The 26868-nt window shown below is 72.7% G+C and carries 1 protein-coding gene (only partly in view); it reads right to left on the bottom strand.

The genetic code is table 11. From position 1 onward, the window contains the following. A protein-coding gene (locus ABTY62_RS00070; RefSeq protein ID WP_352127015.1) for a lonely Cys domain-containing protein crosses the window boundary here: on the bottom strand, window positions 1–26868 show its start. The gene continues 28224 nt to the left of window position 1, outside the view; the window shows 26868 of its 55092 coding nt (coding positions 1–26868); it begins with the start codon at window positions 26866–26868; its stop codon lies beyond the left edge, outside the window.

Raw genomic sequence — 26868 nt, 5'->3', positions numbered from 1 at the left:
GGAAGGGCCCGTCCCGTCCGGCGTGAACTCCACCACGCTCAGCGACGGCAGCCCGGGAGCCGGCGCTGCCGCAGGCGGGGCGGGCGTCTGCGGGGCGAGCGGGGCAGTCGAGGCCGGCGCCCGCGAGGCGACCGGCGCGGCGAACACCTGCGACGCGGAGTCCCCCGACGCGGACGCGGATGGCACCGACAGCGCCCGCGCCGACGCCCGCGACCCTGCACCGTCCGCACCGGACACCCCGGGCGCGCCCGTGGCCGCGGCCTCGCCGGAGCCCTCGGCCGCCTCCGGGGCCGCCGAGGCGGGCACGTCCCAGCGCTGCCGCAGGCCCAGGTCGAGCCGCAGGATGTCGGCCAGCTCCGCCGCGGACCGCAGCGCGGCCTCCGTGTCCGGTCCCCAGATCAGCAGGTGCCCGGCGACCTGGCGCACCGCGCCGCGGAAGCCGTCCCCGGCGTACCGGGAGTCGGCGAGCACCGCGTGCGGCTCCACCGGCAGCACCAAGGAGACGGCGGCAGCCCAGGCCCGGGCGACGTCCGTCTCCATGGCACCGTCGGGTGCCGCACCCGCGAAGTCCGCGTACGCCGACGCCCACAGCCGCCGCGACGCGTTCGCCGCCACGTTGTCCAGCACGTCCGTCCAGGGGCCGGGCCGCACCATCAGCACCCGGGCCAGCTCCACCGGCGGCAGCGCGTCCGCCGACACCTGGTTACCGCCACCGAGCACCATCCCGATCTCGGCCTGCTGGTGGTGGGCCAGCGTGACGCCCGCGGCGCGTACGTCGGCCTTGTCCAGGCCGGTGGGGGCGCTCGCGACGAGCAGCGCCTGAACGGGCGCCACGTCCGCCTCGGTCAACTCCCCCGCGAGCCAGCGGCGCTGGGCATCGTCCCTCGGTACGACCGGGGCCTCGGCGGCCTCGACGGCACCGGCAGCCCGCGCCCCGGCCAGGACGTCCAGCGGGACGCCCAGGGCCCGCAGCCGCGCCTCGGCGTTCTCCAGCCGCTCGCGCGCCCGCTCGACCCCGGTCCAGGCATCCTCCATCCCCACGCCGCCATCGCCCGACTGCCCGGTCCGCTCCGCCGCCGCGGCCCCGGCGGCGGCCTCGGCGAACGCGGTCCACGCCCCCGCGTGCGCGTCCCACGCGGGGACGAAGGCCATGTCGGCGGCATCGTCGACGTCCATGTCGAGGGGTTCGACGGGCCGGGAGGGCTCCGGCGCCTGCTCCCACGCCCGCTCAGCGACATACCGCGGCGTCAGATCGAAGCGGGACAGCTCCAGCTCCACCCCGATCTCGCCCGCGGCCGACACCAGAGCGAACGGCAGCGCCTGCCACCACACCAGCGGGGCCTGCCCGGACTCGGAGACGTGCGCGTTGACCGCCTCCATGTACGGGTTGACCACATCCAGCAGACCACTCCAGGTCAGCGGGGAAGCGTCCCCCCTGCGCGCCCGCCACTGATCCAACGCGTGGAAACCACGCAGCAGAGCCTCGAACGCCGCCTCGTCGTCCTCCAGCACCGGCCCGTACACCAGCCGGACCGCCCGCCACCACCGCGCCACATCTCCAGCCCGCCCCCGATCACCGGTCACCCGCTCGGCCCACACGGCCAGCTGAACCGCCGACGGCTCCGGACGGAACCCCGCCGGCGAGTCACCCTCCTCCAGCCGGAGCCACGTGACCTGCTTCTGCCCACCGGCCCCGTCCGTCTCCCTACGCGTGGCGAACCCGGGCTCCCCACCCAGAGCAGAGGTCCACAACCACCGGTCAAAGCGATTGGACAGCACCTGACCCGCCACCGGCCACTGAAGCGGATCACGACCACGCGCATACGGACCCGCCACATCCGCACCCGCCCACCACACAGCCGTATTCCTCGACGCCGCCGTCAACGCCGGGACACGCGCGAAGAGATAGTCCACCACCCTTTCGTAGCCGAACGGCACAATCGACCCACCCTGGATCGGCAACTGTGCCGCGTTCCCGTCCCCGTCCACACCGACCAGGAACACCTTGCGGAACGGCGCCTCCTTCCGCGGGCCCTCCGCCTCCACCGCCGATGCCCGGTCCCATCTGCCCTCCGGCGGCGCCCACCGCACCTCCGTATAGTGCTCCACCTCCGGCAGCAGACCGTAGGAACCCTGCCGACGCGGCCACGATGCGGCTGCTCCACCCTCCCGCAGCGACACCCCCACCTGCACACCCGACGCATTCAGGTGCTGCACCTGCGACACCTGATCCACCGGAACCCGGGTCCCGTCCAGCGCCTCGATCTCGGCCGGCCACTCGATCACGGCCGGTGCCGGCAACTCGCGGATGGCCGTCAACGCCCCCTCCGCGCTCCTGATCGCCTCCTCGACGCGCGCACGCTCCCCGACAGGCACGGTCCCGGTCGTCAGGAGAGCGGCCACCTTCTCCACCGCCTCGGCCGCCAGCCGATACGCCGGACTGTCCGGGGACAACCGGACGTGTCCCAGGGCATAACGGCCCAGGGCGCCGACCACGGCCATCCCGTTCACCATGGTCAGCACGCGCTGATTCGGGCCCTCCACCTGCGGGACGCCGCCGAAGAGCAGGGACACGAACGGGGCGAACCCCTGGACCACCGGATCGTCCAGAATCCGCTCCACCGACCGGCTCAGCACGTCGGGAGACAGCGGAACCGAGGCCGCCACCGCCCGCTCGTACATCGCCCTGCCGAGTTCCGCCACCTCGGCGTCTGCCTCCTCGATCTGCTCCTCGGTCATGGTCCTGTCGTCGAACCCGTACCCCCGCAACTCGTTCACCATCAGCGCGACCAGCAGCCGGCCGCCGCTGGTGTCCAGGGCCGGGAACTCGTCCATGCCGACCGACTCGAGCGAGCCGATCCGCCTCCCCTGGGACGTACGCCCCGTCAGCGCGGCGGTCAGCTGCTCGCGCGGGGACGGCACATCGCCGGTCTCCCCGCTATCGCGGACCACGAAGTCGAAGAACCCGTCCGAAACGACTCCGCCCGGGCTGAAGAGCCGGAAATGGCGTTCCATTTCGACCTTCAGCATGTCGTGGGCGACCGCGCTGAGCCCGTCATGACGCTCTTCAAGGAAGCCCCGCGTACCAGGCCGCAGAGCCCGCCGGTCACTGTCGAACCCGTGCCGCGACGCCACCGCCAGCCAGTTCTTGAGCAGTTGCGGCTGCGTGACGGTGAGCGGCCTGGCGGCGACGTGGGTGAAGGCCCGCCACGCGTACCCCCAGACCTCGTCCACATCCGGAATGGCCGACAAGAACGCGACCAGCTCCACCGGCACCTCACCACGGCCGGCGACCTCGCTCGCGAACTTCCCCGCGACCCACTGCCCGAAGTCCCTCCCCGTCGTGGTCAGAAGGAGCAGTTCTCTGGGCCATGCCCGATCCAGGGCGTGGTCATGGAGCATCCTGAGGCCCACCGCGGGGGTACCCAGGGAGAACTGCGCGTAGGAGCGGCCGTTGTGGCCCCGGGCAAGGGGATAGATCGTGGTCGCCCGGCCGACCTCGGTGATCTCCCACCCGGGAAGGTCACCCAGAAGCTTCACCAGCGGTACCGGCCGCCCGCCCCGGTCGATTGTGCCCAGCCGCGCCAGCCGGTCACGCACCAGCCTCCGCCGGGCCCTCGCCTCCTCCAGCGACTGCCACCGCTCACCCGGGACCAAGGCCGCCGGATCACCGACGACCTCCGTGATGGTGCCAGAGCCCCGTACGCTCCGCGGGGGCACTTGGGCCGCCATGTCAAAGGGCATCGGGAAGTCGGGGTGGCTCCACAGGGGGGCCTTGTCGACGACGATCTTGATCCCAGGGCCGTACGCCAGCACCACCTTCATGAGATCGGGCCTGCCCGTGGCCTCCGAGACGGGGATGTTGAGCCTCCGCATAAGTTCAGCGGGGAGGGGGGCGATAGAGAGCGGATAGCGGTACTCGATCTCAGGGCCACTGGCCCCGTACTCATCACGCACCGCCCCGTCCAGCATCGCGTGCGCCACCGACGACGACTCCGCGAACGGTTGCAGCGCGTCCACCACCACCCGCCCGGACGGACCCACCACCACCGCCCGCGCGTCAAACAACAGCCCCACCTTCGGCGGAACATCCGACACCCGGCTCCCCTCGGGCTTCGACGGATCCACCCACACCACACCATCCGCCGTGTGATACGCCGCGAACGCATGCCCCAGCCCGTCCTCCGGCCGCCGCCCCCGCTCCAACGACACCGACCCCGGCCGCCGTGCCAGCACCAACGCCACCGAACCCGGCCCCGCGAGCCGCGCCTTCTCCAGCGCCTCCTCCACCGCACCCCACGACCCCACCCGACCCCACCCAGGACCCCGCACCAGACGGGAGCGCGGGCCCTGGTCCAGCACCGACTCATCCACCACACCCCCGGCCCGCACACCCGACGGAAGCAACACGTCCGGATGCAACTCATCCCGCAACGCGCCCAACAACTCCAGACACCGCCGCTCCGACACGCCCCCGGGCGGCAGCCCCTCCGCCATGCCATCCACAAGGACCGTCAGTTCCGCGCGGCTCCACACCCGGGGCGCGGGCGCCGGGGCGGGGTGCGTGACCGGCGCGATGGAGACCCAGTCGTCGGCCGTATGCGGCCGACCCGCCGCGTCCCGCCCCAGGGCGAGGGTGAGCTTGCCGGTGTCCCGGTCCTGGTGGATGTCGGCCTCGCCGTACGCGGTCCGCGCCAGGTGGCCCGTCGCGAGGCTGGTCGCGAGGAGAAGGCCGTCAACGGCGTCCCCTGCCTCGGCGGGATCCGCGTCCGGGAGCAGCCAGACGATCTCGGCGCCCGGCGGCAGCGCGCGCACCTGGGGGTCGTGGGAGAGCAGGGCGGCGGCGTCCTCCGCCGGCACCACTCCGGACAGCAGGTCCAAGCCGAGGTCGCCGCGCGCCCGGATCACCCAGGGCGCCGGGCCGCCGGGCCGGTGCCAGGGCGCGGGCGCGGAGCCCAGGGAGGCGTGGTCGATCGTGCCGTCGGGCCGGTGCCGGACCAGGGTGACCCGGCTCGGGTCGAAGTCCAGTCCGTCCCTGCCCGGTCCGTCCAGGTGACGGCCGAACGCCCGGTCCCCGGTGTCCCGCAGGAGGGTGTGCGAGCCCAGCATCCCTTCGCGTTCCAGATGGAACGCGCCCAGCTCCACGGTGCTGCCGATGTCGCGGCCGGCGTCCCGTGCCCGGTTCACCAGCCGGTACAGCTCCCCGCGGCGCTCGGGGTCGGGGCGGTCCAGATGCAGGACGCGGGCGGCGAAGGCGTCGGCGTCGCCGCCGTGGTCCCAGACGCCCAGGACACCCTGGCGCGCGAGGTGGAGCCCGGCCAGCACCGCGAGGCTGGGCGTGTTGTCCGCCGCGTCCAGTGCCAGGCGGAACAGCTCGGCGCGCTCGTCGGCGGTCACGGGCCCGTACCCGTCCGGGTCCAGCACGTGACGGGTGAGCGCGTCCAGGTCCAGCGGCCCGCCGGCCAGTTCCGGGACGTCCGCCCGCAGGGTGTCCAGCCTGCGCAGGACCTCCCGTGCGGTGTCAGGACCCTGTGCGGCGTACGGGTCGGACAGGCCGTGCAGGCGGGACAGGGCGTCGAACTCGGCAAGGGCGGCGGCGTACGGGTCGCCGTCGTGCGGAGCGCTGTCGCCGTCGTAGAGGTTGTCGTCGCGTGCCGGGTCCTCGGCCGGTGCCGGGGGGCCGTCCGGCGGCCGCACCGCCGCGGGCCCGACGGGCTCTGCGGGCTCGCCGGACCGGGCAGGCTGGGCAGCGGTGTCCTGGACGGGAGGGATCTCGTTCCGGGGGCCGAGGGCGTCGTCGGCCGGCGGCGCCTTCGGCTCGCCCTTCGCGCCCTCCGGCCCGTCCGGCGCGAGGACCACGATCGCCGGGGGCGTGTTCCTGCGGGGCGGCTGCGGGGGCCTGGTGGTGCGGTGGTTGCGCGGGGCGCCGGGGTTGCGGTCGCCCTCGGGCAGCGCGGCGAGGTACTCGTCGCCGCGCTCGTACACCGTCACGGCGTTCCTGGCGTTCTCACCGAGCGCCACCCCGAAGGTGTCGATCGTGCCGTTCTCGTGCACCAGGGTCAGGTGGAGGTCCGCGTGGCGGGGGAGGAGTTCCGCCGCGAGCAGGGCGGTGGGGCGGTTCCACCGCCGGGCCGCGAACAGCTGGGCCCTGATGAGGCCTTCCTCCTGCCGCCGGGTCAGCGGCAGAGGCAGCAGGGGTAGCCGGCCGCCGCCGCGCTCGAACTCGCGCCGCTGGGCGTCCGTCAGCGCGATCCCGGCTCCCTCGATCCCGGCCCCCGCCAGCTCCTCGGCGCGGAAGGTCGCCCGCGGGTCGAGCCGCGCCGTGCTGGGCAGCGGCAGGTAGGCCGACCAGGACAGGTGGTCGGGTTGGTACTCGCCGCCGTCGGGGAGGCGCAGCCCGGCCGCGTTCATGGCCATGGCCAGGGCGGCGTAGAAGCGGTTTCCGTCGCCGGGTGGCACGACGAGCCGGTGCGCGTAACCGTCGGGGTCCGTCAGCCGGTTGAGGTCCGATGCCGCGTCGTACTTGGGCTCCGGCTCGGACTCGTCGTCGGTCAGGCCCTCCCAGGTCCACGGGCGGTGGGCGTGGGCGGGCAGCGCGTCGTCCGCCGGGGGCTCGTCGGGGGTGGCCGGGGCGGGGGCGGCCGGTCCCGCTTCCACCTCGTCCGGCAGTACGGCGCGGAAGCGCTCGTCGGCGAAGTGGAGTACGACGCCGGGGGCGTCGTCGGGCAGGGGTTCGGGGTCCGGGGGGTAGTCGAGGAAGCTGCCGTCCTCGCGGACGACGCGGACGACGGTGCCATGGATCCGGGCCGCGAGCGCGGGCAGCAGGTCGGCGGCGGCGTTGTCCCAGGTCTGCTTGTCGACGTGGGCGGCCAGGCGACGCAGTTGCGCGGCCGCCAGGCCGCGGCGCTGGGCCGGGGTCAGCGGCTGGTGGCGCCGGTCGGGGGTGGGCAGGTCCCCGGCCGAGTGCGGGATCACGCCGAAGGCGTCGAACTCGCGGCGCTCGGGGGTGTCGGTGCCCAGGTCGAGCCCGGCGGCCTCGACCTCGGCCGCGCTGAAGGTGTCCTTCTCGTCCGGGACGAGGTAGGCCAGCAGCGGGGAGTCGTCGGGGAGGGCTGCGAGCGCTGCGGCGAACCGGCCTCGGAGGGCGTCGGCGCCCTCGGTGATCCCGCCATGGGCTGCGATGAACGCGTGGTAGAAGGACTTTCCGTCCTCGGGCACGTCGCGCAGCGGGTGAGTGGTGCCCTCGGGCGAGGTCAGGGCGGGCGAGCCGTCCGCAAGGACGGTGGCGGGGGTGTAGACCGGGGATTCCTCGGATTCCTCGGTGACCGTCTCCAGGGATGCGGTCCCTGTCCCGCCCGTCAGCTCTCCGCCGGTCAGGTCTCCGCTCGTGAGCCGGGGTTCGGGCACCCCGGCGCGGGTGCGAACCGCGCCCTCCTCGCCGCTGCCCTCCTCGCCGCTGCCCGGGTCGTCGGGCAGCTGGTGCCAGCGGGTCAGCCGGATGGTCTCGCCGTGCAGACGGTGCAGGGTGTCGGCGGCGGTCTCGGCGGTCGTGCGCTGCTTGGCCAGCTCCGCCAGCCGGGTGTCCCGGGCGCGTTCGGCCGTGCGCAGGGTGTGGTGGGCGGCCTGGACGGCGTCGTCAGCGCTCACCACGCGCCGGGCCGCCCCGCCGGTGACCTCGTCGTGCACCCGCCGCGCCTCGGTGACGAGCCGGTCCCGCTCGTCCTGCCGGATGCGGGCAACGAGGCGGTCGGCGGCGGCCTGCTCCTCGCGGGCCTCGGCGAGTCGCTGGTCCGCGGCGGTCCACCGCTCCTCGGTCTGCTCGGCCTCCGGCTGCGTCTGCCCGGTCTCCGGCTGCCCGGCGGTGGTCTCCAGGAGTTGTGCCCACCGGGCGTCGCGGACGGCCCGGGCCTTCGCCGCCGCCTCCTCCTCGGCGGCCAGGAGGCGGTCCCGGACACCCTCGCGGAACTCCGCCGCGGGCCCCCTCGCCGCCTCGTCCGCGGCCGCCTCGGCGGCGCGGTAGTGGTGGCGGGCGCTGCGCTTGGCGGCCCGCTCGGCGCGCTCGGCCGCGGAGCGGTTCCGCCGGGCCCGGGCGTACTCCGCCTCGGCCTCGTTCACGGCCTTGTCCAGGTCGGGGACGTCCCGGCGCAGGCGCCAGTACTCCTGGTCCGCCTCGGTCAGGGCCTTCGCCGCCTCGCTGACCGTGTCCCACGCCGTGGCGACCTGCTCGGGGAAGTTCTCGTCGGTGATCAGTCCGAGGTGGCGTGCGATGTCCTCGCGTACCCAGGCGATGATCTGGGTCTGGGTCTCGACGGCCTGGATGCCCGGCTTGACCCCGCCGAACGGGCCCATCAGGTGCTCACGGACCCAGGCGGCGGTTGGGCTGTCCTTGAGCTGCCGGTCGACCTCGGCGACGGTCAGCCAGGCCGTGGGGATGGCGAACGCGAACATCCGGCCCGTGGTGGGCTTCACCTTCGTCTGGTGCACCTGCTCGTTGGTGATGGCCTGGCCGTCGGAGTCCTGCGCGTTGGCGCCGGTGCCGCTCACACCCAGGTTGACCGTACCGAGCGGCTGGGTCTTGATCAGCGGGAAGCCGCCGATGGCGGTGTCCGTGACGCCGCCGTAGTTGGTGTTCGCGGTGTCGTTGTGGGTGTGCTGCTGCGCGGCTTCCATGTCGCTGCCGTCGGCCACCGTCAGCAGCTGGGCGCCACTGAGGTCCGGCCGCATGTAGCGGGCGAGGTTGCCGGTCGCGGAGTCCAGGATGTTGTTCTCCGTGATACCCGCGGTGTGGTAGCCGCTGTCCCCCGTCGCGTCCTCGGCGAACGTGCTGAGCGCCACGTTGCCGGAGGAGTCCTCCAGCACCTGCGCCGCGCCGGTGCCCTCGGCGGTGAGCGGGGTCAGCCGGGCCCAGCGCAGGGCCTCTTCGAGCGCCTCACCGGTCAGCTGCCCCGACACCTGGGCGAGCCGGTTGTCGTACGCCTTGGCCAGGGCGAGGAGCCCCGCCGCCTCGACCCCCTCGGCGCCGATGACGGCACGGACGTCGAAGCCGTTGGACGGCATCTCGAACGGCGCCTCGCCGCCGTCGGGTTGCGGGACGGAGCGCCAGGCGCGCACCCGGTCCCACAGCTCCTCGGACGGGATACGGCTGGTGGCCGACGTCAGCACGTTCACCGCGGGCGGCTCGTTCACCGGCTCCGGCGGGCGCAACGGGTCCGGTGCGGCGCCGGGTTGGCCGTCGTCGGCGGGGTCGGGCCGCAGCAGGCTGAGCGGGATGATGTCCTTCAGCGTGCCGACGCCCTGCTCGTGGGAGATCCGGGAGGCGTCCGAGTCGCGCGGCATGTCCCCGCGGGTGCGCCCGATCTCCAGGGTGAGCTCGAGCCGGTAGCGGGTGGTGAACTGGGCGTGCGGCCCCTTGGTGGTCGCCTTCCGCGACCGGGTGAGGGAGATGCCCGAGGAGCCGGAGATGATCTGGCGGTTGGAGCCGAACTCGGCGAGGGACGGGCCCGCCGTCGGCACGGACGGGTTGTCGGTGCGCACGCCCTCGGTGATGGTCGTGCCCGCGTCGGAGCCGCGGCCCTGCTCGAACGCGCGGGTACGGGTCTCCACGGCCGTACGGGACTCCCCCAGCTCGGCGCCGGGCCACAGCCGGTCGAAGTCCTGCCCGTCCTCGACCGGTATGAGCCGGGCCCGTACCCGTACGTCCCGCTTGCCGATCCGGACCTTCTTCCACCCCGGGCCGCCGATCCTGGCGGGGAGTGCGGAGCCGGTTCCGGTCATCTCCCGGCGCAGTGCGCGCGCGACGCGGCCCGACACCAGCCGGCGGACCGCCTCCCGGCCGGCACTGTCGAGGTCGTGGCCGAGGTCGTCCAGCTTCTGGTCGAAGGCGGTCAGGGCTTCGGTGACGTTCAGGGAGTCGACGGGGTACTGGGCGAACGGGTGGCGGCGCAGCCAGCCGGGCAGGGACCACGTCCGGTCCGCGTACATCGGCCCGGCGCCGAGGCCGTCGCGGATCAGGCCCATCTCGGCGGCGGTCCGCTCCGGGATGTGGCCGAGCCAGCCGCCCGTGATCCGCTGCCACCGTCCGGCCCGGTGGCGTCCCTTCTGCAGCAGGAGCCTGCCGACCGGCTTCAGCAGACCGATGGAGCGTACATAGGCCGCGACCTGGTGCTCGGCGTCGCCCGCGGTGAGCACCTGGTAGTCGGAGTTCGACCAGGAGGTGTCGGTGGTGACGGTCCGGGTGACGGTCTCCGTCTCGCTCTCCGAGCGCACCCACGGGCGCCAGACCGCCCCGTAGTTGCCGGTGAGGCCCGGCCCCGCGGAGTGGGACTGGCCGTAGACGAAGCTGACACCGGCGGAATGGCTGGAGGACTTGGTCTGGGTGCCGGTCATCGCGGTGCTTGCGCCGACCGTCACCGAGGCCTTCACCGGCTCGGGCCGTCCCAGGGCGCGCAGCCCGGTGACCCGGATCCGGTGGACGACCGTCGCCAGCCAGTCCAGGTAAGGACCCTTGCTGAACAGGCCCGTGGCGCGGAGCCCCAGCGGTGTCGCGGTCTGGTCGAAGTTGGCCGTCAGAAGCTGCGGCTGGTGCGTGCGGACCGCGGCGTCGTGCGCGGGCGCCCCCTCGTAGGTCAGGTGCCACCGCCCCTGGGACGCCTCCTCCAGGACGGCGTCCATGATGCCCGCGCCGTGCGGCGGCGCCAGGACGGAGACGGTCTGGTGCGGCTGCCCGTCCAGCGGCCCCGGCTCCTGGGAGTGGACGGGGGCGGTGGGCGCGCGGTCCACCAGGTCCCTGGTCTCGCGGACGGACAGCGGGCCCTGGGTGACCCGGTCGGGGCCCCGGTAGGGGTTGTCCGCGCCCGGGGCGTGCGGGTCGGTGTCCGGGCTGTGCTCGGCGGGGACGGCCAGCAGCACCTTGGCGCGCAGGGCGACCGGGTCGCCGTCGCCGTCCGTCATGCCGACGCGCGGGGCGCGGAAGACGAACAGCTGGGTGCCCAGCAGGCCGAGCGAGGTGACGCCGCGCAGCAGGCTGCGGAACCGCCAGTAGCCGCCGGTGCTCACCGTGACGGACAGGTCGTAGCTGTAGAGGTGCGCGGGTTTGGCGGTGTCCGCCGACGGTTCGGCGGACGCGGTGGAACCGAAGGGGGTCTCCGCCCGTTCCTGCCAGTTCCGCCGGTAGCCGAACTGTGCGGTGACGGCATGCGCGGGGGCGCCGCGCTCGTCGGTGGCGCCGGCGTCGATGGTCGAGAACAGGGCCTCGAACGTGGCCTCCGTGCTCTGCGTTCCGTACCGTCCGCCGTCGGCGTTGGTGACGCCGGGGGAGCTGTGTGACAGCAGGTTGTCGGTGGTGCCCTCGAATTGGCGGCCGGTCATTCCGGCGTCGAGCCAGATGTAGCGGTAGCCGCGGGTGAACCGGCCCGGGTCCTGAAGGGGGACGCGCAGGCCGGTGGTTCTCATCGATTCCAGGTTCCCGGCCATGGCGTGGTGGGACAGCGCGTTGTACACCGTCAGAACGTTGTGCAGAACCATCTGGTAGTGCGCGTGGCTGCGCCACCTGGAGTCGTTGGGATCGCCGAGGTCTTCGAGGGGGGCGATCATCTGGGGGTACTTGCGGGCGAGCGCCGCCACCACCTGCCGGGTGAACGTGGCCAGCGTGGTGGGCGCGGGGCTGTCGCCCGGCGCGGGGGTGCGGGTGTACCGGCCGTTGGGGTACAGGAACTGCACCACCCGGCTCATGCCGAGGGTCGGCGGGTTGTCCTCGGTCAGATAGGCCGGGGCGTACGGCTCCCGGCCGTCGCGCCGGGCGAGGGTGGTGCCGTCGTCCAGGCCGGCCAGACGGCGCGCTTCCCGGTGCGTCATCCAGTCCAGGCTCCAGGTGCGGAACGCGGTCGGCTCGGTGTCCCCTGTCTTGAGCACGTACACGGTCTTCTCGACGCGGTACAGATCGGTGGTGGTCTTCGTGCTCTGGATGGCGGACTTGACCGCGCCGGATCCGCCGACCGTCATGTACCGGCCGCGGGTGTGTCCCCGGCGCCCGCCCGGGCCGAACTGGAGGCGCGGCTTGATCTTCTCCATGAACCCGGGGATCACGTTCAGCACGTCCACCACCGGCAGGTTGAACGTCGGCCCCACGACGCCGAAGAACTCCAGGGTGTGCGCCCTCGTCTGCTTGCGGGTGTTCTGCTTCGTCAGCTGCCCGGTCTGGGCCAGCTTGGCCTTGTCGCTCTCGTTGGCCAGGACGGCCCTCCCCGGCACGACCCGCGGGATGACGAACGCGCCCAGTGGGGTGCGCTTCTTGTCGTCGGCGAAAAGCGGCTTGCCCGGCACCATGGACCGGGAGAGCCGTTCCGCCATCTGGTCGAAGTTGCCGGAGGAGAAGAACGCGGACAGTTCGTCGTGGGCGGTGGTGCCTGGTTCGGCGCCGACCCGGTTCGCCGCCCAGTCCCGGATCTCCTCCACGGGCCCGTAGCCCTGGGTGGTGACGAGCCGGTAGTCGGACTCGGGGCCCAGTTGCATCCGCCGCGGGGTGCGGACCGTCTCGTGCGTCTCGGTGAGAGTGTCCGCCAGCCGCAGCCCGAGCCCGTCGCGCAGGGACACGCCGGAGGCGAAGTCCGGGGCGCTGGTCCTGGCGGGCTCGGCGCGCCACCGGGTGCCGAGGACGCCCTTTTTGGCGGGACGCGGGGGCAGGGCGTCGGTGACGGTCACCTCGTAGTACACGTCGTCGATGTGGACGTGTGAGTGGTCGTCGGCCTTGTTCTCCCCCTGGCTCACCACCTCGTCCTGCCCGGTGTAGACGGTGTCGTTGGAGCGGGCGAACCGCACCCCCAGCCGGCCGAAGGCGGCGAAGGCGAACGGCAGCGGGCCGATCGGCACGGCCGGGCCGATCTGCCGAGTGGTGCTGAGGACCTTGCTGCCGCCGATGGTGGTCTTGGCGCGGTACTGGTTGTCGATCTTGGTCGGCCCGGTGCTGTCGGCGAACCTCTCCCAGGCGCCGTAGTTGCGGATCCGTACGCGCAGCGTGCGCAGCCGCCCGGACTCGGCGCGGTAGTTGAACTCCCGGCCGTCCCCGGCGAAGGTGCGCGCATCTTCCCGCATGGCCCGCAGCAGCCGGTGCTCGACGCCCACGCCGATGTCGTCGGAGCGCGCCGGGTGGCGCGGCGCCGGGGTGTCCGCGGGGTCGGCGGGGCGGGTCTCCTCGTCCTCGCCGCGCAGCAGGTCGGTGACGGCCCGCGCGGCGGTGTCGTGGCCGCGCAGGTAGGGGTGGCCCTGGCCGAAGGTGAGCAGGGCGTCCTCGGCCTGCTCCGGTGTGCCGTCGGTGGAGAACGGCAGCAGGCCGTCGACGTACGCGGGCATGCGGCTGTCGTCGGCGAAGTTGCTGACCCGCTGGACGACCGGAGGGGGCAGCAGGGCGTGGTCCACCCGCGGCGGGCGGCGGTCCGTCAGCTCGTTGTCGATCTCCGCCCCGGGGAACGGGGGCGTCGGCTGCTGGACATGGGCCAGTCCGGCCCGTTGGCTGGAAGAGCCGGAGAGGGAGGATCCGGAGGTCACGCGCGTCAGACCCTCGCGGGCCTGGTCGCTCCCGGGGGGCGGGGAGGGCACCGAATCCCTCGTCGGGGACGTGGCGGAGCCGGGGCGCCCGAAGACCCCGAAGGTGTCGATCCGCCGCAGCGGGTTCCGCCATCTCCCCGCGTCCCGGTCCTCCTTGACGTGCGACGGGCCCTGGTTGGTGGGGAAGGTCATCGCGTTACGGAGGGCGGGCATCGTCGCGGAGCGGCGGCGTCCGGCGGGCCGGTCTCCCTCGACGGCCGACTTGTGGGGCGACGGCGTGTCGAGAAACAGCTCGGACTGCCGGGGCGGGCGGGCGGTGGAGGGCCCGGCCCGCCGGGCGGCCTTCGGGGCGACTGCCGGGGTGGACGACGGGGTGGACGGCGGGGTCACTTCCGGGGTGGACGACGGGGAGGACGGCGCCGTGAGCGCACCGGGCAGCGGCAGGCGCTCCGGGCCGCGGGGCGTGCGCACGGTCGTCTGATGGCCGGGACCGTCGGAGAGGGGCACCGGGTCGATGGGCCGGCCGTCGGGGCCGACCTCGATCGACAGGAAGGTGTGGCCCTCGTAAAGGGGGCGGTCGCTCACGCGCCCGTACTGGCCGTCGACCCAGTCGATGCGGCCCTCGTGGTTGAAGGCGTTGACCGCGTGGACGGTGCCGTTCGGCCGCTGGAAGCGGAGGATCGCCGCCGAGCCGTGGCGGTCGGCGTCGCCCCGGCCGAGCCGCCGCTCGACGGCGCGGACGGCGTTCGCGGTGGCCGTGTGGGCGCTGGTGCCCGGGTCCTCGGCGTGGTGCCGCCATCCGGTGCCCAGCCAGCGCGCGGTCCGCTGCATGCTGTCCCGCTCGACCTCAAGCCCGCGTCCGGGCCCCGGGGCCTGGACGGGCGCGGCCGCGGTGGGCCGGCCGAACCAGGACACCAGTGCCGAGCGGGCCACGTCGAGGCAGTTGAGCTGGCGCGCCGGGTCGGCCCAGCCGCCGTTGAGGCGCCGCACCCACGGTGCGCCACCGGCGTCGGTGAACAGGGTGTTGTAGGGGAGCCTGCGGTTCAGCTTGCGGACGGGCGCGGCCAGCCCGAAGTGGGCGCCGCGCGGGTCGGGGAAGCGCTGGTACGCGCCGTCGAGATCGACCGGGAAGACGTCGTGCAGCCGCCGCTCGTCGGCCTCCGACGGCCGGTCGAGGCCGCCCGACTCCCGGTCGTACGGGCGGATCGCGCGCAGGCTGTCCGTCGACGGGCCGGTGAGAACGGACGTGGACCCGGGCCGGTCGCCGTCCGGAACCAGGGCCGGAGCCGGGGCCGGAGCCAGGGCCGGGGCGGGGGCCGGAGCCGGGGCCGGGGGGACGGCGTCCGCAGCGCTCATGCCCGGGCGGCCGGGGCCGCGGGTGGCCACCTGGCGCGGGCCGCCGCGCCGGTCGTCGAGCGTGAGGGTCAGCGTGTCCAGGCCCGGTCCGCTACCGGACCGGCCGCCCCGGTGCTCGACGACCTCGACGGTGAAGTCGTCGGCGGTGATGTGCTGTCCCGGCGAACCCTCCTGGAGCCGTTCCAACTCCGCGTCCAGATGGCTCCTGTACAACGCCTCGATCGCCGCGGCGCGCGCCTTCCCGGCCTTGACGGACCCGCGGCCGCCCCTCTCGTAGGTGATCTCCAGCCTCGGCAGCGGCAGTTGGTGATCGGTGTTCCACACCCCGGCCCTTGCCGCCACGCTCGCCGGGTACCTGACGATGTTGGCGGCGTCGGCGGGTGCCTCCGTGACCCCACTGGCGAAGGTGATGGGTACCGGGTCTGTTTCGTGGCCGCGGAGCACCACGCCGGTGATCGGGTTGACCATCCGCGAGGGGGCCTCGCTCAACAGGCCCGCGTAGACGTCATGCACGGACTCGCCGGGACGCTGTGCGTACATCCGCATGTACCACTGGCGCTCGCCGGGGATGACCGGTTCGACCTTCCCGAGCCAGAACGCCGCCCTGTTGATGGCGACTTCCAGCGCCAGCTCCGCACGCGCGCGCTCCTCAGAGCCCTCGGGCGCCGCGCTCACCGTTTCCTGGGCCTGCTCCGCCCCGATCAGGGCCAGCGTCAGATCACGGTAGTCGCGCACCTCGGCGAGGTACTCGTCGATACCGGCGGCCTCCTGCCGCTCGATCTCCTGGCGCAGTTCCGCCGCCGTCTCCCGCAGCTTGTCAGGACCCAGGTTGTTGAGGTTCGCCGCGATGGCCGCGCGGCGCCGGTCCGCCCGCGCCGACCTCCGTGCGCGGTTCTCCAGAGAGATCTGGTGGGTGCCGTCCTCGCTGGCGAGGACCACGCTCAGGAAGTGGTAGCCGAAACGGCCGCCGCCGGGCTGTTCGCCGGGTTTGGCGTGGTTGTGCTCCAGGCTCGGCCGGCCGTCTGCCCCGGGCGCGGCGATGGACTGCACCACATACCCGTCGCCGACATCGGCCCAGGCGTGCTCGTTGACCCCGATACGCCGTCCGGCGTCCGACAGGGCATCCCGCCGCGGGTCCGCGGGCTCGGCAAGACTCAGCGCGCTGCCGTACGACTGACCGGGCAGCGGACCGTCGTACCCGCCCATGGGCCGGTCGTCCCGGCGCAGCAGGCCGGCCGCCCACTCCGGACGCACCGCGTCCGGCGGGGTCTCGCCGTCCGCCACCCGTGCCAGGGCTTCGGCGAGGTGGTGGGTCCCGGTGGTCTCCCCGGCGTCGGAGGCATCGACCGGAGCGGTGGCCACCTCACCGCTCCGGGGATCCGAGAGGACCAGATGCGATGTGGGGTGACCACCGGACACCTGGTCGGCGAAGTCCCGGCACACCTCCTTGGTGGACTCCCCGGACTCCCCGGTGCGGGTCATGAACACGGGGGTGACCCGGAACAGTTGCCTGCTTCCCCCGTCGGGGGTGGGGAGGACGATGCTCAGGTTCTCGTCGGTCTCCAGCCGTACCCCGCTGCCCGCGCGGGCCAGTTTGACCGAGGAGCGGGCGACGGCCTCGGCCGTCGCGAAGACCTGCTGTCCCAGCGCGCCGTCCTCCACGGCGAGCGTACGGTCGGCGGAGATCCGCAGGGCGGGCCGCTCGGTGGCGAGGATCTCGGCGTGGTCCTGCACCGACACCGCGAACTCCGGGGGATCCGCTCGCCGGTCGAACGCGCGGGGCGTGCGCCAGTCCCCCCGGGTCTCCCCGGGCTTGCGGAACAGCACGCCGTCGCCGCGGTTGTCCACGACGGTGTAGTCCCTGATCGTCAGCGGCCTGGCCCGGCGCGCGTCGATCCCGTCGCGGGGAGCGGGGTCCTCGATGTCCGCGTCGCTGTTCCTGTCGCCATCCGCGTCGCTGTCACTGTCGCTGTCCGGCGCCGCGTCCATGTCCGCCCGGAACGACGCCAGGGCCGCTTCACTGGTGAGCTGGTCCGGGGGGACGGCGAGGGCCAGCGAGCCGAGGCGGCGGAGGTGCCCGACGTCCACCTCGCTGTCGGCACCGAGGTCCAGGACCCGCCGGGCCAGGCCGTGGATTCTGTTGAGCGGGTCGGGGGACGTGCCCGGCCGCTCCGCGCCCGCCAGGGCGAGCCGCCGCAGCGCCCCGGTCGCGGCCATGAGTGTGTCGAACGAGTGGTGGTCCATCGCGCCGGTCCCGAAGAACAGGTGCAGCGACCACAGGTCCTCGACGTCCTGCGCCGGGGCCGGGGGCGGGGGCAACGGCACGCCCCCCTCGCGGGACGTGTCGCTGGACATGTCGGTGTCGCTGGTGTCGGACTCCGTGTCCGGCTCCAGGTCCGGCCGATCGCCGTCGGGTGCCGGGGTGGTGGCGACGTGCTGGGCCAACGGTGCCACCGGGGCCAGGGCGTGCGCCTGCGGCCGGTACGTCCCCTCCGCCTGGTCCCAGAAGGCGCGGAACCCCTCCCACAGCCGCTCCTCCCGCGTGTACTCCACCGGGTTCGCCGGACCCGGATCCCGCGGATCCCGGCCGAACAGCCGCTCCAGAACCGGCAGCAGCGCCGGCTCGTGCTCCCGCGCCCAGGCCACTCCGTTGTTCCGCGGCCGACCGGTGTACATGTCCGTCCCCGCGTTCACCCCCAGATACGCGCAGACAGCCTGAGCGAAATACTCGAACTCGTTCGTCGAGGAATAGTTTTCGGCCGGTGCACCATTCAGGTCCCGCCGTATCCCGTCCGGCCACTCCACATCGAACGGATCGACGCCCGGCGGCGGGTTCAGCTTGGCCTCATAGGCCATCTTGATGACCTTCCGGTCAAAATCATCAAGCGCCTTCTCGTGGAGCGTGTGCGCGAATTCGTGATCGGATGTGGAGTAGCCGTCCTCATAAATACCCGCACCCGGCACACTCGTGGCCTCACCCACGAGGTTCTCCTCCGCCACCGCCGTGTCAAGAACACCGCCCGCGCCCCGTACGGTGTCCCAGGTACGCCGGTCGTTCGGGGCGGCCGACGCACCCGCAAGACGCCGGAACGGGCCCAGCGCGGTCACCGCCACGTCCTTGGGCACCACCACAACCCGCACATCACTCTTCAGCAGCGCTGCCGCCGCCCCGGGATCGCCCAGCATGCGTGCGATGCGCTTCCGCGCCAGGTCCTCCACCGTCTCCGGCCGGAACGGCCACACCGGCCGATCCATCCCGGGCTGCACCACGACCATCAACTGAGCCGCCGTCTCGGCGAACTCCACGGCGGGCAGGCCCCGCCGCAACGCGTCCACCAGCGCCGGATCAGCCATCAACTTCTGCCGCTTATCAAGCGACAGCAACGACAACGCCCGGAACCGGTCCTCCGCCGACATCCCCAGCAGACGCGACCCGAACTCCCCCACCGGGCCGGCCGACACCCCACCGAACACCACCTCGCGCGGCAGGCCCCGGACCGCGGCACCGGGCAGGGGCAACCCCTGCAGACCCGAAGCCGGCGAATCCGGAGCCGCCGAATCCGAAGCCGGCGGAGCCGCGTGCGCCCCATCAGACGACTGCTCCGCGGCCCGGTACGCCTCCAGCAACTGGTTCAGCAGATTCGGGGTCAGCGTCGGGTCCCAGCCCATCTGCCCGGCATAGCCCGCCGCGACCCGCTCCAGCTCGGCCCACGTCAACGGCCCCATGCCGCGCGCCAGCGCCTGCCGCTCCAGCGCCCCGAAACCCTGAAGCAGCCACTCGAACTCCCCGGCCAGCGCGGGATTGCTGTCGATATCGATGCCGTGGATCTGCCGCATCGCCCGCACCCACCGCAGCACCCGCGCCGCCCGGTCCGCCACGTCCCCCGGCAGCCCCGCCCGGTCCGCCCACGCCGACAAGGTCTCCGCCAACGGCTCCGGGGGGAGTTCCTGCCACTGGAACACCGGGGCGTCCGGATCATCCGCCTTGGCCAGAGCCGGCGGATTCCCGTTCCCGAACACGTCCAGTCGCGCGTCCGAGCTGAACGCCGTCCGCCGGGACCTGGTCGCCACGACCTGCGCGCCCGACACATACGCCAGCCGGTCGGCGCCCACCGGCAGCCTCCCCAGCCCACACCCCACCAGCCACACCGGCCAGTCCGCCGGAATGGACATCGTCGCCATCTGGCGTTTGAGGAAGCTGCTCAGCGCCGCGCTCCACACCATGTGGTTCTGTCCCGTGCTCGCCAGGGGGAACGCCGCCTGGGTACCGAGGCTGTGCACCACCACGACGAACGCGTCGTTCAGCCCCCGTGGCAGACGCCGCACGGCACCGTTACGGTGCCCGCCGGTCCCGAGCACGTGCTCGTTGTGATCGAAGTAGTGCTCGATCTGCGACACATTCCGCAGTTGCTCCTCGCGTTGTGCCATCTCCCTGGGGTTGAACAACGCGACCCCGATCAGCCGCTGCCCGTCCGACCTGGGCAGCGCGAACGTATGCACGTCGGTGTCCAGGAACTTCGTACCGTCCGCCGCCGCCAGCTCCCGCGGACCGTCCAGAAGCTGACCCGGATCGCTCGGAATCCATGCCCCCACGGGCGCCGACCACGGACGCGTGGCCGCGAGCACCACGCGCTGCCTGGACGTGCCGTCGCCCACCGGCTCCCACCGGAAACCGCCGTACGTGGACCACACCCGCCCCCCGATCCAGTCGGCCATCAGCCGGGGCAGCCGCCTCATACCCGCGCCCGCCTCCGGCATCAGCAACACCACCGGAGCGCCCACCGGCCGCCGGGGGTCATACTTCACCAGCTCGGCCAGTTCCACGTATGTCACCTCGGACGGGTTGCCCTGCCCGTCGCGCACCACGACCATGCCCGCCTCGCCACCGGGCTCCACCACCACCACGTACGGCGAACCCTGCCACGGGGGCAGTGTCCAGCTCAGACCGCCATGACCCTGCCGCCCCACATGGTCCAGCAGCAGATCCAGAGGCTGCCCGGTGAAGTTCCGCCCCAGGAACCGGCCGTCCGGGCCGACCAGCGCACTCGTATCCCCCAGCACCCCCGTCCCCTGCAGCCGGTACGCCGCTGCCGCGGCCAGACTCCCCGCGCGCCCGTCCCGGTGCGCGGCGGCCACCACCGACAGCGCCTCGAAATACCGCCCACGCGTCATCGAATCCGAAGGACCCAGCCGCAGAATCCCCCGCGCGATCCGATCCAGATCGGCTTCCCCGATGCCGGACCGCGGACTCCCCGCCTCCAACACCTCCAACCCACGCACCATCACCTCGTACCGCGGGTCCTCCGCCACCCGCGCCCCGAACACCGCACTCAACACCTGCGGCACACCCGACGCCCCCCGCCGCGCACGCGAAGACCCCTCTCCCGGCGGCGCGGGCAACGGCCCGACATCCTCAGCGGAACCCGAACGCCGCCCGGGCGCCGGGGTGGTGGCGGCCTCCTGGGCCGCCGGTGCCGCCGGTGCCATCGGGGGCGCCGTGGCCAGGGCGTGCGGCTGCGGCCGGTACACCCCCTCCACCTCGTCCCAGAAGGCGCGGAAGGTCTCCCACAGTTCGTTCTCCGCCCGCGTTTCCTCCCTCGGGTTCGCCGGACCCGGACCCTGCGGATCCCGGCCGAACAGCCGCTCCAGAATCGGCAGCAGCGCCGGCTCGTGCCTCCGCACCCAGGCCGCCCCGTTGTTCCGCGACCGCCCGGTGTAGCCGTCCGTCCCCGCGTTCAACCCCAGATACGCGTTCACCGCCTGCGCGAAATACGCGGACTCGCCCGTGGAGGAATAGTTGTCGGTCGGGTTGCCGGCCAGGTCCCGCCGAATCCCGTCCGGCCACCGCACATGGAGCGGATCGAAGCCCCCCGGCGGGTTCAGCTTGGCCCGGTAGGCGTCCTGGACAACCTTCCGCTCAGCATCGTCAAGCAGATTCTCGTAGTGGCCGAACAGCCGCCGCAGAATCGGCATCAGCGCCGGCTCGTGCTCCTGCACCCAGGCCGCCCCATTGTTCCGCGGCCGACCGGTGTACGGGTCCGTCCCGGTGTTCACCCCCAGATACGCGTTCACCGCCTGCGCGAAATACTCGTACTCGTCCTTCGAGGAATGGTTGTCGACCGGATCGCCATCCAGGTCCCGCCGAATCCCGTCCGGCCACTCCACATCAAACGGATCGACGCCCCGCCGCGGGTTCAGCTTGGCCTGATAGGAATTCTTGATGGCCTTCCGGTCGGAATCACCCAGCGCGTGCACATGGAGCGCGTGCGTGAACTCGTGATCGGGCGTGCCGTAACCGTCCGCATGATTTTTCGCATCCGGCACACTCGTGGCCCCACCGAGAAGATTCTCCTCCGGCACCGCCACGGCACTCGCGTCCATGACGCCCCGTCGGGTGTCCCAGCCAGGCTGCCCAGCGAAACCCCGGAACCGCTTCAGCCGGGTCATCGCCACGTCCTTGGGCACCACCAGAACCCGCACAGCGCCCTTCAGCAGCGCGACCGCCATCTTCGGATTGACCAGCATCCGCGCGGCCCGCGCCCGCGCGACCCGCCCCGCCGACACCGGCTGATCCGCCATCGGCTCACCCGGACCGTCCTGCACCACCACCATCAACTGGGCCGCCGTCTCGGCGAACTCCATACCTGGCAGAGCCCGCCGCAATTCGTCCACCCACACCGAATTCGACGCCAGCTTCCGCCGCTTGTCAGGCGACAGCAGCGACAACTCCCGGAACCGGTCCTCCGCCGACATCCCCAGCAGACGCGACTCGAACTCCCGCACCGGACCGAACGCCACCCCACCTTCCTGGGACCCCAGCCCCAGCACACGGGACGCGTCCTGGGGCCCCATCCCCAGCACACCGGACATGTCCTCGCTCTCGGCACCGGGCTGGGGGGGCTCCCCGGTCGCCAGAGCCTCCGCCGCCCGGTACGCCTCCAGCAGTTGGGCCAGCAGATACGGGCTCAGCGTCGGATCCCAGCCCCCCTGCCCGGCGAAGTCCTCCGCGGTCTGTTCGAGCCCCGCCCACGTCAACGGCCCCACACCCTGCGCCAGCGACTGCCGCTCCAACGCCCCGAAACCCAGGAGCAGCCGCTGGAACTCCCCGGCCAGCCTGGGATTGGTGTCGATGTCGACGCCGTAAACCTCCCGCAGCGCCCGCACCCACCGCAGCACCCGCTCCTCCCGGTCCGGCACGTCCCACGGCAGCCCCGCCACGTCCGCCCACATCGACAGTGCGGGCGGCCACGGCTCCGGAGGGAACTCCCGGTACCCGAGCGCTGGATTGTCCGCATCGTACGCATTGGCCAGATACGGCGGATTCGCGTCCCCCACCACACGCTGCTTCGCGTCCGAGGCGAACGCCGTCCGCCCCAGCCTGGTCGCCACATCCTGCGCGCCCGGCACGTACTCCAGCCGGTCGGCGCCCTCCGGCAGCCTCGCCAGCCCAGGCCCCACCAGCCACACCGGCCAATGCGCCGGAACGGACGCGGCGATCTGGCGCCACAGGAACGCGGACAGTTCCCCGCTCGTCACCATGTGGCTCCGCCCCGTGCTCTTCCGGGGCAGCCCCGCCTCGCCGTCCCCCACCACGACGATCGCGTCGGTCAGCCCCCGCGGCAGGGGCAGGAGGGGACCCGTCGTGCTGATCCCCTCGTACTCGATCCGGTCGGCGTAGTGCCGAATCCGCGACACGTTCCGCAGATCACTCTCACCGGCGGCCATATCCCTGACGTTCAGCAACGCCAGTCCGGTCAGCCGCTGCCCGTCGGACGTGGGCAGCGCGAACATCTCCACGTCACTGTCCGGGAACGTCGAACCGTCCGCCGCCGTCACCTCCCACGGACCGTCCGGAAGCTGGCCCGGATCGCTCGGCACCCACGCCCCCACGGGCGCCGATCCCGGACTCACCGACGCGAGCACCACGCGCCGCCTGGACGTGCCGTCACCCACCGGCTCGAACCGGAGACCGCCGTACGTGGACCACACCCGCTCCCCGAGCCAAGCGGCCATCAGCCTGGGCAACGCCCTCATGCCCACGCCCGCCTCCGGCATCAGCAGCACCACCGGAGCGCCCGCGGACCGCCGGGGGTCGTGCGCCACCAGCTCCGCCAGTTCCTCGTACGGCACCTCGGTCGAGTTGCCCTGCCCGTCGCGCAGCACGACCAGGCCCTCCTCGGAACCGGGCTCCACCACCACCACGTACGGCGGGCCCTGCCCCGGGAACGGCGACAACTTCAGACCGTCAGGGTCCTGCCGCCCCACGTAGTCCAGCAGCAGGTCCAAAGCCTGCCCGGTGAAGTTCCGCCCCTGGAACCAGTCGTCAGGACCGGTCAGCGCACTCGCGTCACCCAACACCCCCGCCTTCGTGTGCAACCAATACGCCGCCACCGCGGCCAGACTCCCCGCACGCCTGTCCCGGTACGCGGTCGCCGCCACCGACAACGCCTCGAAATACCGCCCACGCGTCATCGGCTCCGAAGGACCCAGGTGCAGGATCCCCGGCGCGATCCGCTCCAGATCGAGGCCCCCAGTGCCGAACCGCGCATCCCCCCTGCGCGCCAGCTCCAGCGCGGCCAGCCCGCGCATCATCACCCCGTACCGCGGGTCCTGCGCCACCTGCGCACCGAACGCCAGGCTCAACACCTGCGGCACATGCGGCACACGCGACGGCCCCGGAGTCGGCGGCGGCCCGACCTCCTCAACGTCACGCCGGTCGGTCGGTGCCTCGTCCGGGCGCACGTCACCGGTCATCGCCTGCCGCTTGGCCGGCCGGTCGGCGGGTTCGGACTCGCCGGACACCGACGGCACCGGCGCCGGAGCCACCGGGCCGGGCTCCGGAGCCGACGTCGCCGTGGTGGCCGGTGTTCCCCCGCTGGAGGTGGTGGGGACGCGGGACGCGGGCGGCGGCGAGGCGGGCGGGTCGGAGGGCGGGTTGGGGGGCGGCGTGGGGGCGCCGCCGCGCACACGGTGCCGCAACCCCAGCCCCGCGCGGAGGGTGTCGGCCAGGGCGATGCCCGACGCCGCGTCGGGGCCGTGCGCCAGCAGATGCTCGGCGACCCGGCGCACCGCGTCGCGGAAGTCGCGCCCGGCGTGCCGCGAGTCCGCGAGCACCGGGTGCAGCTCCAGCGGCAGCACCAGGGTGACGGCCTTGTCCCAGGCGCGGCCGACAGCCAGCCGCTCCGGTCCGTCGTCCGGTATCGCGCCCGCGAAGTCCGCGTACGCCGACTGCCAGATGCGTCGGGTGGCGTTGGCCGCAGTTTCGTCGAGCGGGGCGGGCCAGGAATCGGACCGCACCATCTGGAGCTTGACGTGGTCCACCGGGGCCAGATCGCTGTCGCGCACCGAGAACCGGTCCATGCCGAGGGCCTCGGCGGTCTGCTGCTTGGGTCCTGGCGTGACACCCGCGTCGTTCAGCTCGACGATGGCCACATCGTCGTCCGGATCGAGCAGAGGGGGGTTCTCCGGCAGGTCGTCCGGGGTGACCTGCTGGGCGATCCACTGGCGCTGCGCGTCGTCGCGGTGGACGACGGGCACCTGCCGCGACCTCTCGTCGCTCCGGGTGCCCTCCTGGCCCGGGGTGTACGGGTCGCCGTGCGGGTCGATGCCGAGGCTCCGCAGCCGCGCCGCCGCGTCGAGCATCCGCCCGCGCGCCTGCTCGGCCCGGTGCCCGGCGTCCTGGTGCGCGGCGGCGTCGGAGCTGGTGCCGACCCCGCTGTCCAGCCGCTCGCCGATGGTGTCCACGGCGGTCGCGGCGGAGGTGAAGGAGTTCAGCGCGTCCTCGTAGTCCTGCCGGGCGCGGTCGATCTCCTCCTGGTCCGGGGGCGCCGGGGTGGCCGGAGCCTTGCCCCGGTCGGCGGGGTCCGTGCCGGGCTGAGTGTCGGTGTCGGTGTGGGTGTCGGGGGTGCTGGCCGTGTCGGTGTCCGCGTCGATGGCGGGGTCGGCCGACGGGCCGCCGGACCTGTCAGTGTCCGGGCGCGGCTGCTGCCCCTGGCCCGGCTGGGGGGTGCCCGAGGGCTGCCCGGCCGACGGCGTGTGCGGGGTGGTGGCCGGGGTCTGCCCGCCGCTGTGGGAGACGGGGGGCGGGACCGTGCCCGTGTTCTGGCCTGCGGGGCCGTTCTGGCCCGTGGGGGTGTTCTGGCCGTTCTCGCCGAAAGCCCCGTCGAACTCCGCCTCCGGGTTCGAGACCGTGGGGGTACGCCCCGCCGGTGACGCCGGGAGGCCCGAGGTACCCGGCAGGCTCGACGAGTTCGGCAGACCGGAGGTGTTCGGGGAACCCGAGGTGGCCGGGGAACCCGAGGTGGCCGGGAGGCCATCGGGGCCCGTCTGGAGCTCCTTGTTCCCCTTGAAGTCCTCGACGCCCCCGGGTGTTGTGAGAGCGGACCCTGCGGAGTAGGAGCCCGTCGGCGGCGGGATCCTCCCGGCCGAGCCAGGCTGGTTCAGCGGCAGGCTCTGCGGCGCGGTCTGGAACCCCTTGTCGGCCGGGAAGTTCGCGTGGGACGCATACGACGACGAGGAGCCCCCGCCGGTCGGCACCGAGTTGATGGAGTTGAGGGAGTTGATGGAACTGACGGAGTTGATGGACGCGGTGTCGCCGAAGAGGGAGCCGGCCGAGGAGTTGGAGGAGCCGTACGAGTCCACCGAGTAGGTGTCGGAGTCGCGGTACTTGGGCGTGAACGACCTGTTGTCCTCGTACAACGAACTGTTGTCCCGGTACGACGAGCTGTTGTTCCCGTAGTTGGGGATGTCCGCGGACGATGTGGTGGGGGGCGGGGACGGAGGACCCACGGGGAGGGAGGACTTCGGGATGTTCCGGACCGCGTCGGAGCCGGAAGCGTCCGGGGAATCGTTCCCCGCCCCGTCCGGGAGATCATCCCTCGCATAGCTGTTGTTGATGAAGTTGGTGAAAATGTTCCCGTTGGGGAAGGCCTTGCCGTGCAGCCAGCCGGCGCCGGACCCCAGTGCCATCCCCGCGGCCATGTCCGCCATGCCGCTGGTGCCGGAGAAGACGAACGTCTCCCACTTGAACGCCCAGTTGCCGTGGAGCAGCCCCTGGACGACCACCTCGGCGAAGCCCTCGCCCAGACCGCTGGAGGCAAACGTCGCCGGGAAGTCGTAGGCCATGTTGTTGAACGTTTTGTCGGGCTTCTTGAAAATGTGATCAAGGTTCGGCGGGTTGAAGTCGACGTCCTTGAAGATGTTTCCGAAGTCGTTGTCGAATTTGCCGAAGATGTCCTTGTCGAGATTCTTCTTGAAGAAGTTCGAGATGCTCTTCTTGAAGTAGTTCCCCGCGCCCTGGAAGAAGTCCGTGAAGAGACCGGCCATGAAGCCGAAGAAGCCACTGTCCCTGACGTTGTCCCAGTCGATGCCCTTCGCCCTGCGATTCGGGGGAGGGATGGTGAGCTGCGCCAGGTTGACCGCGAGGGCCTGGATCATCTCCTGGACCGCCTCCAGCAGGGCCCCCGCGATGGGGAAGAAGTTGAGCAGGCGCTGCATCGCCATCAGGATGCCGAGCGCCGCCCGTGCCCTCACCAGTGCGGCTGTGGACAGCGAAAGACCGCCGGTGAAGAAGGACATCGCCGTGAGCGCGGCCAGCTCGATGAGCATCATCGTGATCTCGGCGATGATCTCCCACTTCGCCTGCTGGATCTTGATCGACTGGTTGCCCCGCTCGTTGGGCAGGTCCATCCGGAGCCGCTTGAGCAGATCCCCGATGCCGTTCGGTCCGCTGGAGTCGAGCAGTGGATCCATGGCCTTGGTGATCGCGTCCCCGACCTGCTTCGGAAACGCGCGGGAGACATCCGCCAAGGCGTCCCGGAGGTTGTCCAGGAGCGCGGTCAGCTTGTCGGCGAGATCGGGGTACTGGTCCTGGCTGTCCCACGCCAGGTTCTCCCTGGCGCCGATCGGCTTTTCACCGATGAGGACCAGGATCCAGTACCGCTCCGAGGGGCTGAAATTGATCTCCTGCAT

Source organism: Streptomyces sp. NPDC097640 (assembly GCF_040302705.1).
Taxonomy (GTDB): Bacteria; Actinomycetota; Actinomycetes; order Streptomycetales; family Streptomycetaceae; genus Streptomyces.
This window is presented reverse-complemented; position numbering and strand designations above follow the sequence as displayed.